Source organism: Furfurilactobacillus curtus, assembly GCF_045862785.1.
Lineage (GTDB): Bacteria > Bacillota > Bacilli > Lactobacillales > Lactobacillaceae > Furfurilactobacillus > Furfurilactobacillus curtus.
On record NZ_BQXO01000002.1, the window covers coordinates 320,903 to 336,709 of the forward strand.

At 43.2% G+C, this 15,807-nt stretch carries 10 protein-coding genes; 6 read left to right on the top strand and 4 right to left on the bottom strand.

The features are described from left to right. Positions 1 to 1,134, bottom strand: a complete 1,134-nt coding sequence (locus ACKTR2_RS04525; RefSeq protein WP_407882948.1) for a family 20 glycosylhydrolase — start codon at positions 1,132 to 1,134, stop codon at positions 1 to 3. A 194-nt stretch (positions 1,135 to 1,328) separates the two neighbouring features. Here ACKTR2_RS04525 and ACKTR2_RS04530 point away from each other — a divergent pair, with 194 nt between their 5' ends. The 4 genes from ACKTR2_RS04530 (at position 1,329) to ACKTR2_RS04545 (ending at position 6,350) form a co-directional block, all read left to right on the top strand. Further along, positions 1,329 to 3,698 carry a helicase C-terminal domain-containing protein gene (locus ACKTR2_RS04530; RefSeq protein ID WP_407882950.1) on the top strand — a complete coding sequence of 790 codons (2,370 nt, stop codon included), beginning with the start codon at positions 1,329 to 1,331 and terminating at the stop codon, positions 3,696 to 3,698. Then, entirely contained in the window at positions 3,699 to 4,313 is a 615-nt protein-coding gene (locus tag ACKTR2_RS04535) for a uracil-DNA glycosylase (protein WP_407882952.1), read from the top strand. 203 nt (positions 4,314 to 4,516) lie between these two features. Next, entirely contained in the window at positions 4,517 to 5,155 is a 639-nt protein-coding gene (locus ACKTR2_RS04540) for an SDR family oxidoreductase (protein WP_407882954.1), read from the top strand. Between the two features lie 241 nt (positions 5,156 to 5,396). Then, positions 5,397 to 6,350 carry a zinc-binding alcohol dehydrogenase family protein gene (locus ACKTR2_RS04545; RefSeq protein ID WP_407882958.1) on the top strand — a complete coding sequence of 318 codons (954 nt, stop codon included), beginning with the start codon at positions 5,397 to 5,399 and terminating at the stop codon, positions 6,348 to 6,350. A gap of 178 nt (positions 6,351 to 6,528) precedes the next feature. On the opposite strand, the gene ACKTR2_RS04550 is transcribed toward ACKTR2_RS04545, so the two are convergent. Then, entirely contained in the window at positions 6,529 to 7,233 is a 705-nt protein-coding gene (locus ACKTR2_RS04550) for a TIGR00266 family protein (RefSeq protein ID WP_407882960.1), read from the bottom strand. Between the two features lie 1,101 nt (positions 7,234 to 8,334). Between ACKTR2_RS04550 and ACKTR2_RS04555 the strand changes: the two genes are divergently transcribed. Together ACKTR2_RS04555 and ACKTR2_RS04560 are read left to right on the top strand one after the other, a co-directional pair. After that, positions 8,335 to 11,136 (top strand): SEC10/PgrA surface exclusion domain-containing protein, encoded by a 2,802-nt coding sequence (locus ACKTR2_RS04555; RefSeq protein WP_407882962.1) that lies wholly within the window; start codon positions 8,335 to 8,337, stop codon positions 11,134 to 11,136. A 514-nt stretch (positions 11,137 to 11,650) separates the two neighbouring features. Then, positions 11,651 to 12,601 carry an alpha/beta hydrolase gene (locus ACKTR2_RS04560; RefSeq protein ID WP_407882964.1) on the top strand — a complete coding sequence of 317 codons (951 nt, stop codon included), beginning with the start codon at positions 11,651 to 11,653 and terminating at the stop codon, positions 12,599 to 12,601. A 202-nt stretch (positions 12,602 to 12,803) separates the two neighbouring features. Here the strand turns inward: ACKTR2_RS04560 and uxuA are convergent, their stop codons facing one another. Beyond that, positions 12,804 to 13,886 carry a mannonate dehydratase gene (gene uxuA / locus ACKTR2_RS04565; protein WP_407882966.1) on the bottom strand — a complete coding sequence of 361 codons (1,083 nt, stop codon included), beginning with the start codon at positions 13,884 to 13,886 and terminating at the stop codon, positions 12,804 to 12,806. A 21-nt stretch (positions 13,887 to 13,907) separates the two neighbouring features. After that, positions 13,908 to 15,521 (bottom strand): mannitol dehydrogenase family protein, encoded by a 1,614-nt coding sequence (locus ACKTR2_RS04570; protein WP_407882968.1) that lies wholly within the window; start codon positions 15,519 to 15,521, stop codon positions 13,908 to 13,910. Positions 15,522 to 15,807 lie beyond the last annotated feature (286 nt).

Below are 15,807 nucleotides of genomic sequence, written 5' to 3' on the forward strand. Positions count from 1 at the left end.
TTAGATTGGTTGACGTGCTAAGTCTAAAAATTTTTTCAAAAATGAACGTGAGCTTTGATAGATTTGCTTATCAGTGGCCGGTTTATCCGATTCACACCAAATTGAAATACTGCTACCGGTGATTCCATGAAGTGAATTGAGACTAGATTGAGCATCATTGTCCCAAATGGTTGGATCCCAGTTTTGTTTCATGTCAGAGCTCATATAGGCAACATTTTTCGGCTTTAAATTAGCCTTGGTGATATTAAAGTATAAATAATAATCGTTATAGTTCAACACTTTGAATCCCTGATGGATGAGCTGCGGCATTGTCGCCCAAGTCTGTTTACGTGCTCGACCAGCTGCCCCTTTTTCATCAGCGGTCCAATTCCAATAGGTGACTTGAATTTGATGATCTAGTGAAGGAAGATCGTGGGTGAGAAAGCCATCATTCCACGCCTCAGGAATAAAACCAAGCCGTTTCACGTTGGCGGCGAGTCGGTTGAGATAAGTCACGTAGGCCGGATTCGGTTTTGTATTGTCAGTGAATTCATCGCCGCCGAGGTGAAAACGCGCGTTTGCTTGACCAGTAAAGGAATGGGCGACTTCCGAATCAATTTGACTGACAAAGTCGATGCTGGCATTGGTGAGTTTGAATTCTGGGCCGTAACTGTGGTTTTGCGTGATCAATTGTTGAACTAATTTTTGCTGATGGTTAGCTTTTAATGTTGCAACCAAGCCGCCGAGATGAGCTGGGGTATCGACTTCTGGAATTAATGTCACCTGTTGTTGCTTAGCGTAGGCAAGCAGCGTGGCGATTTGAGCTTTGCTATAAAAAGCTTGATGTGTGGTCTTATTCCGCCAAACGCCATGTGATTGTGTTGCGTTGGCAAGGGTCTGCCCAATCGTTTCATTTTCAATGGCAAATGATTGACTGTCAGTTAAATGTAATTGGACGAATTGACCATGATTGATTTTTACTTGGTGGATGAATTGTTTGAGTGTCTTAACTTGGTAATGGTGACGAGCAACATCCAGTGTGAGGCCATTAAATTGACCAGCCTTGGTTGACGCATTAGCTGGTTGAAACAAAGCTAGTCCGGCAATCAGGCACACAATTGTTACCAAATAGCGCAAAAAGGGATTTAGACGCATAGCTTAACCTCGTAACAAATTAAAATTTTTCTGTACATAACAATACGCTCCTGGTTGCCAAAGGTCTGCTAATATTCCTTAAAGTGGGCAAAATCTTAAGACTTATCTTTTGGGAGGCGTTACCGGTCAACCCTTATAAGTGACGAACTTATGCTAAAGTAGATCAAGAAAACTGAGTAGATGAGGTGAGGACAATGGCGATGATTAAACTTGGCATTCGCGAATTGGTTGAATTCGTGCTACGCAGTGGGGATTTAAACCCACAAACAGCTGGTAGTAATAACACTGCCTTAGCAGGTGCTAGAATCCATCGTCGTTTACAAAAGCAACGGTTGGTGGCGCACCCCGACTACCAAAAAGAAGTTAGTTTGAAGACAACCGTTACTATGAATCATCAAGATTACGTGATTCAAGGTCGTGCAGATGGCATCTTTTATGATCAAGGTCACGCTCACATTGAAGAAATTAAAACTTCAGATTTAACGTTTGCTGACGTGCCAGACAGTACACTCACTTTATATTGGGGTCAAGCTAAGGTCTACGGGTATTTATTGATGGCGGATCAGAAATTGGATTCGGTCACCTTGCAGCTGACCTATTATCAAACGGGTGAGGACCATATCACCACTAACGAACAGGAACTAACCACAGCTGACGCAGACGAGTTCTTTCAGAGGTTGGTGGATGAATATGAATCATGGTTGATTTTACGTGCACAATTACGGCACCGGCGAGATGAATCACTAGACACACTGACTTTTCCTTATCCGGCCTATCGGGCTGGTCAACATGAGCTTGCAGCAGCCGTCTATAAGACCGTTTTTTTGAAAAAACAGCTGCTAGTTGAAGCGCCAACCGGAACTGGGAAGACAATCTCGACCTTGTTTCCAGCGTTAAAGGCGATGGGGGCAGGACTGATTCAACGAACTTTTTATTTAACAGCCAAGCAGAGTACACGCCGAGTTGCTGAAGAAGCAGTGGCACTAATGGCGCAACAAGGATTGTGTTTAAAAAGCATCACGCTAACGGCCAAACAACAGATTATGTTTCCTGAAGAAGCGGATGTTTCACCGACTGATAATCCCTTTATGTTGGGTTATTATGACCGCTTAAAGCCGGCTCTAATGGATTTATTGACGCATGAAGATGAGTTGACACGGCCGATTATTGAGCAATACGCACGCAAACATACCGTGGATCCCTTCGAATTTTCTCTTGATGCCAGCTTATTTTGCGATGTTATTATCGGTGATTACAATTACTTGTTTGATCCTAAAGTCTATTTACAACGTTTTTTTAGTGAACCGGACGAAGATAATTTTTTTCTTATCGACGAAGCGCATAATTTATTGAGCCGAGCACGTGAGATGTATTCTACGAGTTTAGATGAGCAAACCGTGTCTGCGTTAAAGCTGCTATTTAAAGGGGAACGCAGCTTTCACCGACGCGTTAATTCATTAGTAAAAACCTTTAATACGCTCAATGAGCTACTCGGGACGGAGGAAAATGGTGAGTTAACCTTTCAACCCCCATTGGATGCGTTTACGGATGAGGTGCAACACTTTGTCGATTATCTAGGGGACTGGTTGCCCAATCAAGAGGAATCTGAGGACTTACAACAGGTCTTAGCGGTTTATTTTAGTTGTTTAGATTACTTACGTTTGAGTGAATTGTACAATGCCACCTATCGAACTCGATTAGTAGGTACAAATCAAGGGGTGAGTGTGCGATTGGTTTGCTTGGACCCGAGTGAATTCTTAAATCAATCGCTTCACCTAGGCCGCGGTGCAGTTCTATTTTCTGCTACTTTATCGCCATTAGACTATTATCAGCGGGTTTTAGGTGTTGATGAAGACGGTCTCACCTACAAATTGCCGTCACCATTTGAGCCTCGGCATCAAGCAATTCTCATCACGAACTATATTCAAACAACCTACCGACAACGGGAGGCCAATTTGTCGCGAATTGTGGCTAGTATTCAAGCACTCGTATCCGGAAAAATGGGCAATTATTTAATTTTCTTACCATCATACGGGTATTTAACACAAGTCGTCGCTGCCTTTCAGCAGGCATGTCCCGATGTGAATACGCTTAGTCAAACCGGCGCGATGACGAGTGCCGACCGCGACGCATTTTTGGCACATTTTGGGCCGACACCCACCACAACTTTAGTTGGATTTGCCGTATTAGGTGGGATTTTTTCGGAGGGAATTGATTTACCCGCAGATCGTCTGATTGGGGTTGGCATTGTCAGTGTGGGTTTGCCAGGACTTAATACGGAGACGGACTTAATTCGCGATTACTTTGACGAACATAATGGACATGGTTTCGAGTATGCTTATCAATTGCCAGGACTGAACAACGTGTTCCAAGCAGCCGGACGCCTAATTCGTAGCGCGCGGGATCAGGGAATTATTTTGTTAATGGATCAACGGTTTAGTCAATCTCGTTATACGCAACTATTTCCGGCGCATTGGCGATATTGGCGATCAGTTGGTCGACTTGAACAATTGTCCGCTTGCGTCAACAACTTTTGGCAACAAGATCGTGAAGGAGCAGGATAAATGACAACTATGATGACCACAGCTGAAATTGAAACAGCAAAACAATTAATTGCGGCTAATCCAAAGTTAACTGGTTTTGTACCCGGTGAAGGTTCACTAACACCTAAATTGGCCATTATCAGTGAAGCACCTGGCGCTAAGGAGGCTGCATTGGGCCACCCGTTCCAAGGCCCTGCTGGGCAGGAATTAAATGAATGGTTAGCCCAATTAGGCGTAACCCGTGATCAAATATATATCACCGGTGCCGTGCGCGCTCGACCGTTTGATGAGCATGATGGGCGGTTACGGGACCGTAAACCTACCGCTGCAGAAGTGGCTGCGTTTGCGCCATTGCTGGACCATGAATTGGCACGAATGCCTATCAATACATTGATTTTGCCGTTAGGAAACACCGGCTTGCAACGTTTATTAGGTCCACGATACAAGATTACCCAAGTTCATGGACAACTTATCAAGGCACCATTGTTACAGTACCATCCGGCGATCAAGCGTTATGAGGCCGGCAACCAAATCATGTCACTTTTTCCGATGTTTCATCCGTCATATGTCCGCCGGTTCCCTAGCAAACGACCGTTAATTGAAGCTGACTTAGCTGTGCTAAAAGCATTGTTGTGATAGAGTCGCCGGTCAGTTAGTGCTCAGGCTCACCCGGCTGGTTCCACTATGAGTTATTTTCAAGCGTTTTTGCTTGTTTTTATAATTGTAATGTTTATAATTACAGTTAAACAGTGAGGCTGACTCAGACGGCATCAAGGGTTAACCACACCGATTAATATCTGAGAATCGTGATTGTCATTTTAATCAAGGAGGTTATTTTCATGAGTCATGTATTAGTTTTAGGTGCGGGCGGTCAAATCGCTCAATTTGCTGAACAATTTATGGTCGAACAAGACCAGCAACTGACGTTATTCCTACGTCATCCTGATAATTTAGAAAGAGTAACCCCAGACCATGAAAAGGTGGTTACAGGGGACGTTACCAACGCAGATGCATTGAACCAAGCGATGGTTGGACAAGATATTGTCTATGCAAACTTGGCTGGCAGTAACATTGAGCAACAAGCGAAGGATGTTGTTACGGCGATGAACCATGTTGGTGTTAAGCGATTAATCTGGATTTCAACGCTAGGAATTTACGATGAAGTGCCTGGTGCATTTGGTGAATGGAATCATGAAATGCTTGATGACGGTTATCTGCCGACTTATACCGCAGCGGCGACTGTCATTGAAACATCCGGCTTAGATTACACGATCATTCGGCCGGCTTGGTTACAGAATGAAGACGAAGTGAGCTATGAGCTGACGAATAAAGGTGAACCATTTAAAGGAACCGAAGTTTCCCGTAAGAGCATTGGTGCATTGGTGGCCGACATTGCTGCGCATCCTGACCAGCATGTAAAGGCGTCATTGGGGGTTAATAAACCCAATACTGACGGAGATAAACCAAGCTGGTATTAATTTTAATTACCATTGATACCGCATTGCGTTAGCGGATAAATCGTCAGTTAAACTTTAACTATCTGCCATTTTGGTGGGTAGTTTTTTGGTATAGGAATATCAATGGTGGGTTGGTGACGCCGCAGCGTTATTCAAGCCTTTTTAAATTACTTGTAATATATTTTGACTTTATGAGGCGCCTTGATTATAATGCTTTTATATTACATGTAATATAAAAGTGAAAATAAAGGAAGTCTTAAAAATGATGAAAGCAATTGTTGTACGAAATTTTGATGAGGGACCAAAATTTGAAACAAATTATCCAACACCAAGTGAACAAGCAGATGAGGTGATCATCAACGTGTTGTCATCATCGCTATCTAATCGTGCTCGGTCAAGCGCGACTGGGCAACATTACACAGCGACCGGAAAATTACCAATGGTACCCGGAATTGATGGTGTGGGCACACTGCCAAATGGCAAAAAGGTTTACTTCGTCGCTGATGGAAGTTTTGCTGAACAAGTGGCAGTTGAAAAAGGCCACTGGGTTGAATTACCAAGTAGCGTAAACGACTCTAAAGTAGCTGGATTGATGAATCCTGCGTTATCTGCATGGATGGCGCTAAAGTATCGGGTCAATTTTAAAAAACACCAAAAGGTGATGATTTTGGGGGCTTCCGGCAATGCCGGAAAAGTCGCCATTCAGGTTGCACAACGCCTAGGCGCAGGAGAGATTGTTGCTGTTGGCCGACACATTGAGCAAGCCGAGTTGTCAGCTTTAGGCGCAACGCAAGTTATTGAGTTGGATCAAGAAGCTGCCATGGTTAAACAGGCATTAGCGCTTGCAGGGCAAGATATTGATGTTGTATTAGATTATCTATGGGGCGAGGTTACTGCCAACGCGATGTGGGCGATTATTCCTCACCGAAATGATGATGAGCAGGAATTAAAGTGGGTCTCAATAGGGACCGCTGCCGGTCAAACAGCGTCGTTACCAGGGGCAGCTTTTCGAGCAGTGAAATTGCAGTTAATTGGTTCTGGTCAAGGATCAATCGGGGTTCACGATATTATAAAATCGTTTAAAGAAATTCTTCAATCTGAATCTCAACAGCCGTTTAGCTTTGTATTTAAACAAGTTCCCTTGGATGACTTTGAAGAAGCATGGCAGGAAAAAGGAACCAAAAGAATTGTGTTTGAAGTGCGTCATTCAAAATAGTCATTATTCGGAAAAATTAACAGCTTTTAATTGACTGCCACGTCCCCTTAAAATAATTGATTTGTGTGTGTTGCTATTTGTGTTCAATCAAATAAAGGCAGTCTTCCTAGTTATTCGGGAAGACTGCCTTTTGTTTAAGCGGCATACCAGTAGCAATGAAAAAGACGAATTTGTTAGGTTATTTTTTATCGCTCGGTAAGAATGGCTGAATCAAATTAGCCAGTGACTGCATATTCCGTGTTTGAATATAGATTGTACCATTGCCACTGAATTCAGTGACTAAGCCTTCACCAGTTTTGAAACCAACCACACCGCTGGCTGGCTTAATAGAATATTCTAAGCTACTATCCCAAGCGACCACATGATTATTATCAACCACATATTGGTGACTGCCGTCTAATTCAATCGGAATAATATCGCCATATGAGGAAACTAAGACAGTACCTGTACCAGAAGTTTCCATGATGAAGAAGCCTCCAGTTCCGCCAAAGATTGCACCACTCGTCTTTTGGCTAACCATGTTATAACTTGCCGTTGAATCCATAGCGAGAAAGGCACCGGTGTTCAGCCGATACTGATGATCAGCATCGATAGCGAGCGCTTTAATAGCTCCCGGGTTGTTCGGAGCAATAGTCATTTTAGCATCGACTGAAGTTCCAGTCGCTGTTGTGATGAAAAAGCTTTCTCCACTTGTCATGGAACGGCCCAGAGCGCTGACGAAGCCGCCGAGTCCTTTCTTACCATTATCATTCAGGTGACCGCTTAAAGTTACAAGGCCATTATGATAGATCAGAGAGCCAGATTCAATCTGGATCGTTTCATCTTGAGCTAAAGTCAGGTTAACGACGGGAAATGTAGTATTAGTCGTGATTGTATACTTCATGAGACTACTTCCTTTGGATTTACCTTTTTATTTAAAAAGAAGCATAGCATAGTCTCAAGCTCCGCACTAAGAAATCTTCTTGCTCTTTAAGCACATTCCTTAGCAACAAAAAAGGCTCCGAGCCTTCTCTACCCGGAACCTAGTTAATCAAGGAAAGATCCTCAATCGGCGCAACATTCGTTTTACAATTCTGAATGAGCTAACACCTCAATATTAAATTTACGCAATCCCTTGTCCTGACCTACCTGTCCACTTGTAAACTGTCTGCTAATGTGGGCGAAGTCAACGACTACCTCGTGACTGGTCGCTCATCACCATTTGATCGGCAGGCAAACGGCGGTATAGGCATCACGCGTGGCACACATATGACTATCTATCAGTCATACACCTCCAAATTGGAACGTGATTTATTTGGTGCAGGGTACGCATGAAACTCACATTACGAGTTTCGTTAAACAATTTGGGTCATTGGAATCACCTGCTGTTTCTCAGAAAAACTGATGCAACACGCTCACCAATTTGAAACTTTAAAACCTAATTTGGAACTTGGAGCGGATAAAAAATGGTTCAACATTCCGGTGCTACCGTAACCTACTGTGTCACCAACACTTCGCGCGGTCAGCTAATCTCGTTGACAAGGCGCGGTCTAAATGTTTCTCAACATCCATAACTTTACGTGACCTGCGGACTACCAGCTTTTCAAACGCTGGGGTAGCTGTGATCGTCAACCGTGGTTCCCAGAACCATCCCGGTACGACCATGATGAGAAGGCGTCGATTGAGGGAGGTAATTCCTTTCCTCACCAGTATAGTAGCACGTTCAGAAAACGCTTACAACAAAAATGCTTGGTAAAAATAATTTGTAACATATGTCGATTTGAGAGTGGCATGTACATGATGAATGAGTAATAACCAACCAACAATTATTGAATAACTTTTAATATAATAACGCTTCACATTTATCTAGCTGTAGTTATATTATGGTGTTTAGTGGTTTTGCTAGTTAACTGTCTTAACACAAAAACATATTTGAAATCACCATAACTGCTAGAATAGCCGACTTCAATTGAGTCGGTCCATTAATTGGCTGGGAGGCCACATCATGAAATTGAAGCATGGGAAACAATCTCAAATTCGGGTAACGCGTTTTAAGCTGTATAAGGCCGGCAAGCTTTGGCTAGTTGCAGGAACTGCGTTATTGACAATCGGTATTGGCGTTGGCGTAAGTGAAGTACAGGCGGCGACTACGCAGACCAGTGCAACTACGACCAGTGCGGCAGGCAGTCAAACATCTGCTCAAGTGTTGGCCAGTCACTCAGTGAAATCTGCTAATTCCACTGTCAGCCAAACGAGTCAAGCATTGAGTAGTGCAACTAGTGCAGTTGGTCAAACCACAAACGGCGTTCAACAAGCTTCAACTGCTGTGACTCAAGCATCGACTAACGTACTTGCAGCACAGCAGAGTGCGACTAATCTAAGTGCGGCCGCACAATCACTCAATCAGTTACAGAGTATGGTTAGTCAGGCGAAGCAGACAGTATTTGCTGATCAAAGTGGATTGAGTTCAGCACAATCAACAAATACTGATGTTGCCAAGCGGCTTACGACTGCGTCCACAGCTGTCAATGAGGCCAATGCCCAATTGACCAATGATCAACAGACGTTAACTAGCGCGCAACAAGCGCTGGCTACACTGACTGGTTCAGTTGACTTAGTGAGTGCACAGTCAGCAGAATCAGTTGCTCAGTCGGCAGTTAATGCGGACAATTCAGTCATTGCCAGTTTGACGGCAACACTTGGACAGACCGAGACAGTTCAGAGTAAAGCAACGAGTGCAGTTTCCTCTGCCCAATCATTGATGGCGCAACAGAGTCAGGCGGTTGTCAATGCATCAACAGCGCAACAACTGGCTCAGACCACATTCAGCAGTGATAATGTGACAGTGACGAGTTTACAGACACAGATTGCGGCTGCAAGTCAGACATCAACAGATGTGAGTGCCTTAAAGCTACCAACTACTTTTGCAAGTGAATACAACGCATTTAGTGCAGGAAATGTCACATCCGCCGATTTTAGCACCTACATGAGTAGTGTTTTTGCAGCTAATTCTTTGGCCGGATCAACAGAAGGTGCTTTATCAAATGCAGCTAGTGCAACGGATCAAACAGTTAACGTTGCCAGCTTGACGTCGGCCCAGGCTGATGCAGCCGGTCTATTCACAGTGGCCGTCGTTAACCAAGTTCGGAGCGCTTTAGGGGAACAACCGATTGCCGCTAATGCGGATATGATGAAAATTTCAGCGAAAATTGCCGCTCAGTACGACGCTGACAATTGGGATTTGAGCTCACAAGGTCATGATAAAGTCGCTTTAAATAATATTGACAGCGCTGCTGGCTTATCGAGCTGGAGCGAAAATGCTGGCGGACCAATTTCTGGTTGGAATACCAATGTTGGAAACTATACATTGTCTTTGTATCCTAATATGAACGACTTTGAAACTTTTCTATATATTTCCATTACCAGCATGCTGTTTGATGATGCTGACTCTGGATGGGGGCATTTAGAAAACTTCTTGAATTCATCGACCAATGTTATTGGGATTTCTGGTGATAAGTACGACTGGGTTCATTTTAATATGGATGGTTATAATGGAATTGCTGGATTGGGATCAGCACCAGTACAAGTTAGTTTGACTAACAACTTATCTGAACCAGCGTCATCTGACGTAACTGCCTTGATCGCTCAATTGAATCAAGCGACGGCAAAACTAACGGCTGATCAACAGGTCTTGTCACAGGCAACTACGTTATTGAATAATATTCAGTCAGATACAACTGCGCAAAATGCTTTGAATACTGCACAGCAACAATTGCGGCAAGCAAATAACAGTGTTACGATGACAACTCAGCAACTCGATCAGGCTCAAAAGCTGTTAGCGGCAGATCAAGTCACTTTAACCAAGGCATCGCAGATCGTTCAGCAAGCCAAGACGACGGCTGCAACTGATACCACTGCAATTAAGCTAGCAACGGCTGTGGTTAGCGCTGCTCAGGCACAGTTGACAACCGATCAAGCAGTTCAGTCAAAAGCTACGACGACTTATCAGGCGACGGCAACGTCTCAAACGGCGATTAGCCGACAACTAGATGCCGCTCAAAGACAGCTGATGAGTGATCAGGCTCAATTAGCCACTTTGCAACAACAATTAGCGGCCGCCCAAAATGCGTCGAATGAATTAACCAATGCTGATACTGCAATAATAATTGCTCAACAAGTTTTGGATCAAGCAAACGCGGCTTTGACCAAAGCTCAAAATGATGCTAAAGACGCTTTAGACGCCCAAAGTAGCGCCCAATTGGCGTATAATGCGGCTATTACGGCACTAAATGCTGCTCAAGTTCAATTAGAGCAAGCTAACGAAGCTGCTAATTCTACGTCATCAGCTACCAGCGAAGCAACGTCAACATCGACAGCCTCGACGAGTTCGGCAGCAACGTCAACATCGACATCCTCAACGAGTTTAGCGGCAAAGTCAACATCGACAGCCTCAACGAGTTCGGCAGCAACGTCAACATCAACATCCTCAACGAGTTCTATGGCAGAGTCATCATTAGCGATGTCAATATCTAATATGTCAAAGAGTACGGTCGAATCCATGACAGGTACAAGAAGTTCAACAGGGAATGTGACGGAAATGCCAGCTTGGGAGGTAAAACCGACTGACACGGCTGTTGTATTAAACTCTGTAGTGGCCCCTAAGACAAAGAGCCAGGCTATACAGACATCTCACGAAAAACAATTACCGGCAACTGGTGCACAATCGTCACAACAAACTGGTCTACTAGGGTTAGCATTGGCAATGTTAACTGGTTTAGGTGTGCTTGGTTTTAAGCGTAAGCGTTAACCAATTTAAATTTTTTTGGATTAAAAGGTGCCATACCTGGTTTGTGCTGGGAATGGCACCTTTTTTGTTAAAAAGTGTAATTTAGGCGATGAATTAAGTTAGAAGGTTTGTGTTTATTCAAATGATTTTTCGGAATAACGCGATCGTTACGGCACAAATGATGGGTATTAGTCGGGTGATTAAGCAAATGTTTTTCAAGTAGAAAATGTGACGAAGCCTATTTAGCAAGTGGAGACTTGAGAAAGTGATTTTAGTGGTTCATGGTGCATTATTGATAATTTGTCACAGGTGCCCCTAACCTTGGTGGAATAAATTTTTAGCAATGAGATAATTGAAGATTTCTTTCTCGGCGAGTTTTAAATTTTATGATTTTCTAATGAATTGTATTACCATTTTGCAAGTAGTAATCGGGAGTAAATAAGTGAAGATTGATTTAATTACCGTTAATATGAAGGTAGAACAGTAAGCTTTCATATTTTTAGAGACATCGAAGTTTTGCAAAGGAGGTTCGATTATGAGTAGAAAAATCGTTTTAGAATCAGCAGCACAAGCCTTTAGCGAAGCCAACCAGCCGCATCCACGAATCTATGAATTACCACCCAAAGACGGACGTGCATTATTGGAGGAAGTACAAACGTCACCAGTTAATAAATATAACGTTGATATTGAAGATATCCTTGTTGCAACAGGTAAGTGGGGCGAAGTGCCGGTGCGAATTGTTCGTCCAGCTGGCAATTATCGTCAATTGCCCGTCATCTTCTACATTCATGGTGCAGGATGGGTCTTTGGTAGTGCCCAAACTCATGACAAGTTAGTTCGTGAATTGGCGGTGCGGACGAACTCAGTTATCGTGTTCCCTGAATATTCGCGGTCTCCAGAAGCCAAGTATCCGACAGCAATTGAACAAAACTACGCCGTTTTACAGCAATTAAGTAACCTGGCTGAAAGTAAAAAGTTTGATCTTAGTCGACTGACCATTGCCGGCGATTCAGTCGGTGGAAATATGGCGACGGTGATGACCCTTATGACGAAGCAGCGCGGTGGATTATCGATCTTACAGCAACTTTTATTTTATCCAGTGACTGATGCTACTTTCACAACGACGTCTTACGATCAGTTTGCAGAAGGTTATTACCTAACGAAGGATGGCATGAAGTGGTTCTGGGATCAATATACGACAGACGAAAAACAACGAGCAGAAATAACAGCCTCACCTTTACGTGCGACGATTGAACAATTACGAAAATTACCACCAGCGCTGATTATAACTGGCGAGGCAGATGTATTGCGAGATGAAGGCGAGGCCTATGCCAATAAGCTGCGCGAAGCTGAAGTTAACGTGACACAATTGCGTCTACAAGGGATGATCCATGATTTTGTGATGGTTAATTCATTAGACCAGACCAATGCCACTCGAGCAGCGATGGCAATGGCGACGAATTGGATCATGAATGGAAACCACTAATTAAGCACTGACTTTAAATTTGCTCAGTGTTTTGGTTCTGAAAATAAGCTCAATAAAAGCTAGCGTCTCGAGATGCTGGCTTTTATTGAGCTTATAACATAGATCAGTATTTGGTGACCAAGCCTAGCAAAGATGGCCTTTGGACTTTTTGCTTTGAGTAAGAGTCATCGGATGATTCAGGCTCCAGATGTTTCTCCACGTACTATAACTTACGACTATTTTTTTCAAGTGCTTCCCAGAGCCCATTCAGATAGGCAATTCCTAGAGCACGATCATACAGGCCATATCCTGGAACGCCATCTTCTCCCCAAATATTACGGCCATGATCAGGACGGATATAGCCATTAAAGTTTGTGTCATGCAGTGCTTTCATAATCTCATACATATCTAGGCTTCCGCATTCAGAAAGGTGGGCTGATTCGTGAAAATCACCTTTTTTATTCATAAAGCGGATGTTACGGGCATGAATAAAAGGTGCGCGATCTTTACTGACAAATTCACGAATGATAGCCGGCACGTCGTTATCGGGATTTTCGCCTAATGAACCAGTACAAATGGTAAAACCGTTGTACTTAGATTCATGCATTGCTTCGATAGCACGCATATCTTTGGCATTTTTGTAAATGCGTGGTAGACCAAAGAGCGGACGCGGAGGATCGTCAGGATGCATGGCCATGCGAACGTCACATTCTTCGCAGACAGGGATGATGGCGTCCAAAAAATATTTCATATTTTCGCGTAGTTTACTCTCATCAACATTTTTGTAAGCTTTGAATAAACCCTCAATTGTGGCAAGACGATCAGGCTCCCAGCCCGGCAATGTATATCCGTTCGAATTTGCTCGTGTGGCATCGATAATTTCCTGTGGGTCCTCAGCTAATTTATCAGCTTCGAAAGCCATATCGTTAGAACCATCTTCCAATACATAGTGCAGGTCGGTGCGTAGCCAGTCAAATACGGGCATGAAATTATAACAGATAACTTTGATGCCAAATTCAGCAAGGTTTCGAATTGTTTGCTGGTAGTTTTCAATATATTGATCGCGACTAGGCAAGCCAATCTTAATATCATCATGGATATTGACTGATTCAATCACTTCTAATTTCAAACCAGCTGTTTCAACTTCTTTTTTTAACGCGGCAATCTTGTCTTTCGGCCAGACTTCGCCTACTGGTACGTCAAATAATGCGCCCACAACTTGTGTTGTCCCAGGAATTTGACGAATGTTCTGCAGGGTGATTGGGTCATTTTTAGATCCGTACCACCGAAATCCCATATTCTCCATATGTCTTACTCCTTCTGATACTTAATTAAATGTTTCGTGCAATGTTTTGCTAACGGCTCCGGGAGCCGCAATCATTTTAGTAAAGCTTTTTTCAATTGATTCGGTCAAACCTAGCGCACTCAAATCAGTGGGAAAAATCTGTTTATTAGATAAAATTGGTTTCAATACTGTGTGTGCATCAACTGTGTCGCCAAGTTTAATATTAGTCACATATGGCTGTAATTCTGCTAGTAATGGATCTGGACTTGGCACGAAAGCGTCGCCATCGTCGTTAATGGCCATCAAGAACCGGCACCAGCCAGCAATGATTAACGGAATGGCTTTTAACTTACTAGCATCGGCCTCTTTATCTAGATAATGTTTTAAAGTGACGCCAAAGCGAATCGGCAATTTTTGTGAGGTGTCACTGGCGATTCTTTGCGGCGTGTCCGGGATGTTTTTATTCGGTAATCGTTTATTGATTACTTCGTCAATGAAGGACTTAGGGTTAATAATTCCGGGGTTCTTGACAACGGGAAGGTCCTCGTTGTATCCCAGCTGTTTGACGAGGGATACAAGATCTGGGTTCGTCATCTCTTCTGCAATACTAGTATAACCGAGAATTGAGCCAAAGATTGCAAGTCCGGTGTGTAAAGGATTTAGACAAGCAGTTACTTTCATTTGATCGGCATCGTTCACAGTTTCACGATTAGTCAAAATGACGCCAGCTTTTTCCAAATTAGGTCGACCATTTGGAAAACTATCTTCAATCACTAAGTAATGTGTTTCTTCGGTATTACCAAACGGTGCAATTGTCGTATTTTTAGCAGTGTGAATGATCTTCGTGTCTTCAAACCCGCTGGCCTTTAAAATTTTTGCCACTGACTCGGCTGGATTCGGTGTGATACGGTCGATCATGCTCCAAGGGAAACTGACCAGAGTAGGATCATTTAAGTAATCAATGAAGCCTGGCTCTGCTGTCCCTTCGTGGACCCAACCGGTAGCAATTGTTAAGACACCATCTTGGAAACGCTGACCATTTTCCGAAAAATTGTCGGTCGAGATCATTGCAATCGGCAACTTACCGTGGCTATATCTGGCAAGCAGCAACCTGGTAATAGCCCCCATGTTAGTCTGAGCATTATCTGGTGCCCCATTTATATCAGCTTGAGCGGTCTTCGTTAGATTTCCATTGACGTCACGTAGTGAGTACCCTTTTTCAGTAATAGACATTGTTACTAATTGAAGTGACGGATTCTGAAAAATTGTTTTCAGTTTTTCCCATCCGTCTGCCTGCGCCTTATTGTAATAAATTGCATCGGACACGCTAGCAATTAACGTTTTTTGGTAATGACCAGTTTCATCCATGACAACTTGCAGGGTTCTATTGGCATAGGGTTTATAGGCTTCATTAATCACACCGTCATCGTAAGTTTCAGCAACGATAATACCGGAGGTCATTTCCCCAATGTTCAACAGATCTTGAGCAATTTTGGCGTGAAAGCAACGAAATAAATTTCCACCACCAAAGTGGACCCAAACTGGTTTTTTAACTGTATGTTCTGTAACTACGGCTTGATCAAAATTTGGTAAAGAAACGCCAGCATCTTTAAAAACTGATACCTTCGAAAGATAATCATCAGTTAGCTTATACATAACGCGTGCTCCTTTTAAAATAATAGATATACTAATATATCAGTTCTCAAAATCAGTTTATCACGAAATGAATCCGTTTTCAATTGCGGCTTTTGTCCTTTCGTGACGATAATTCAAGCTCTGTTTATCGAACTCATATTGGCACGCAAGTGATTTGTGAGTGGAAGGTCACCAATGTGTCTATATCAAAGTGCGACTAATGAGAGGCATTTAACACTTGATTTGTCGAAACTAATCAATCGCCAAACCTTGAGTGATCGAGAATTGACTGAACCAAGGAGCGAAA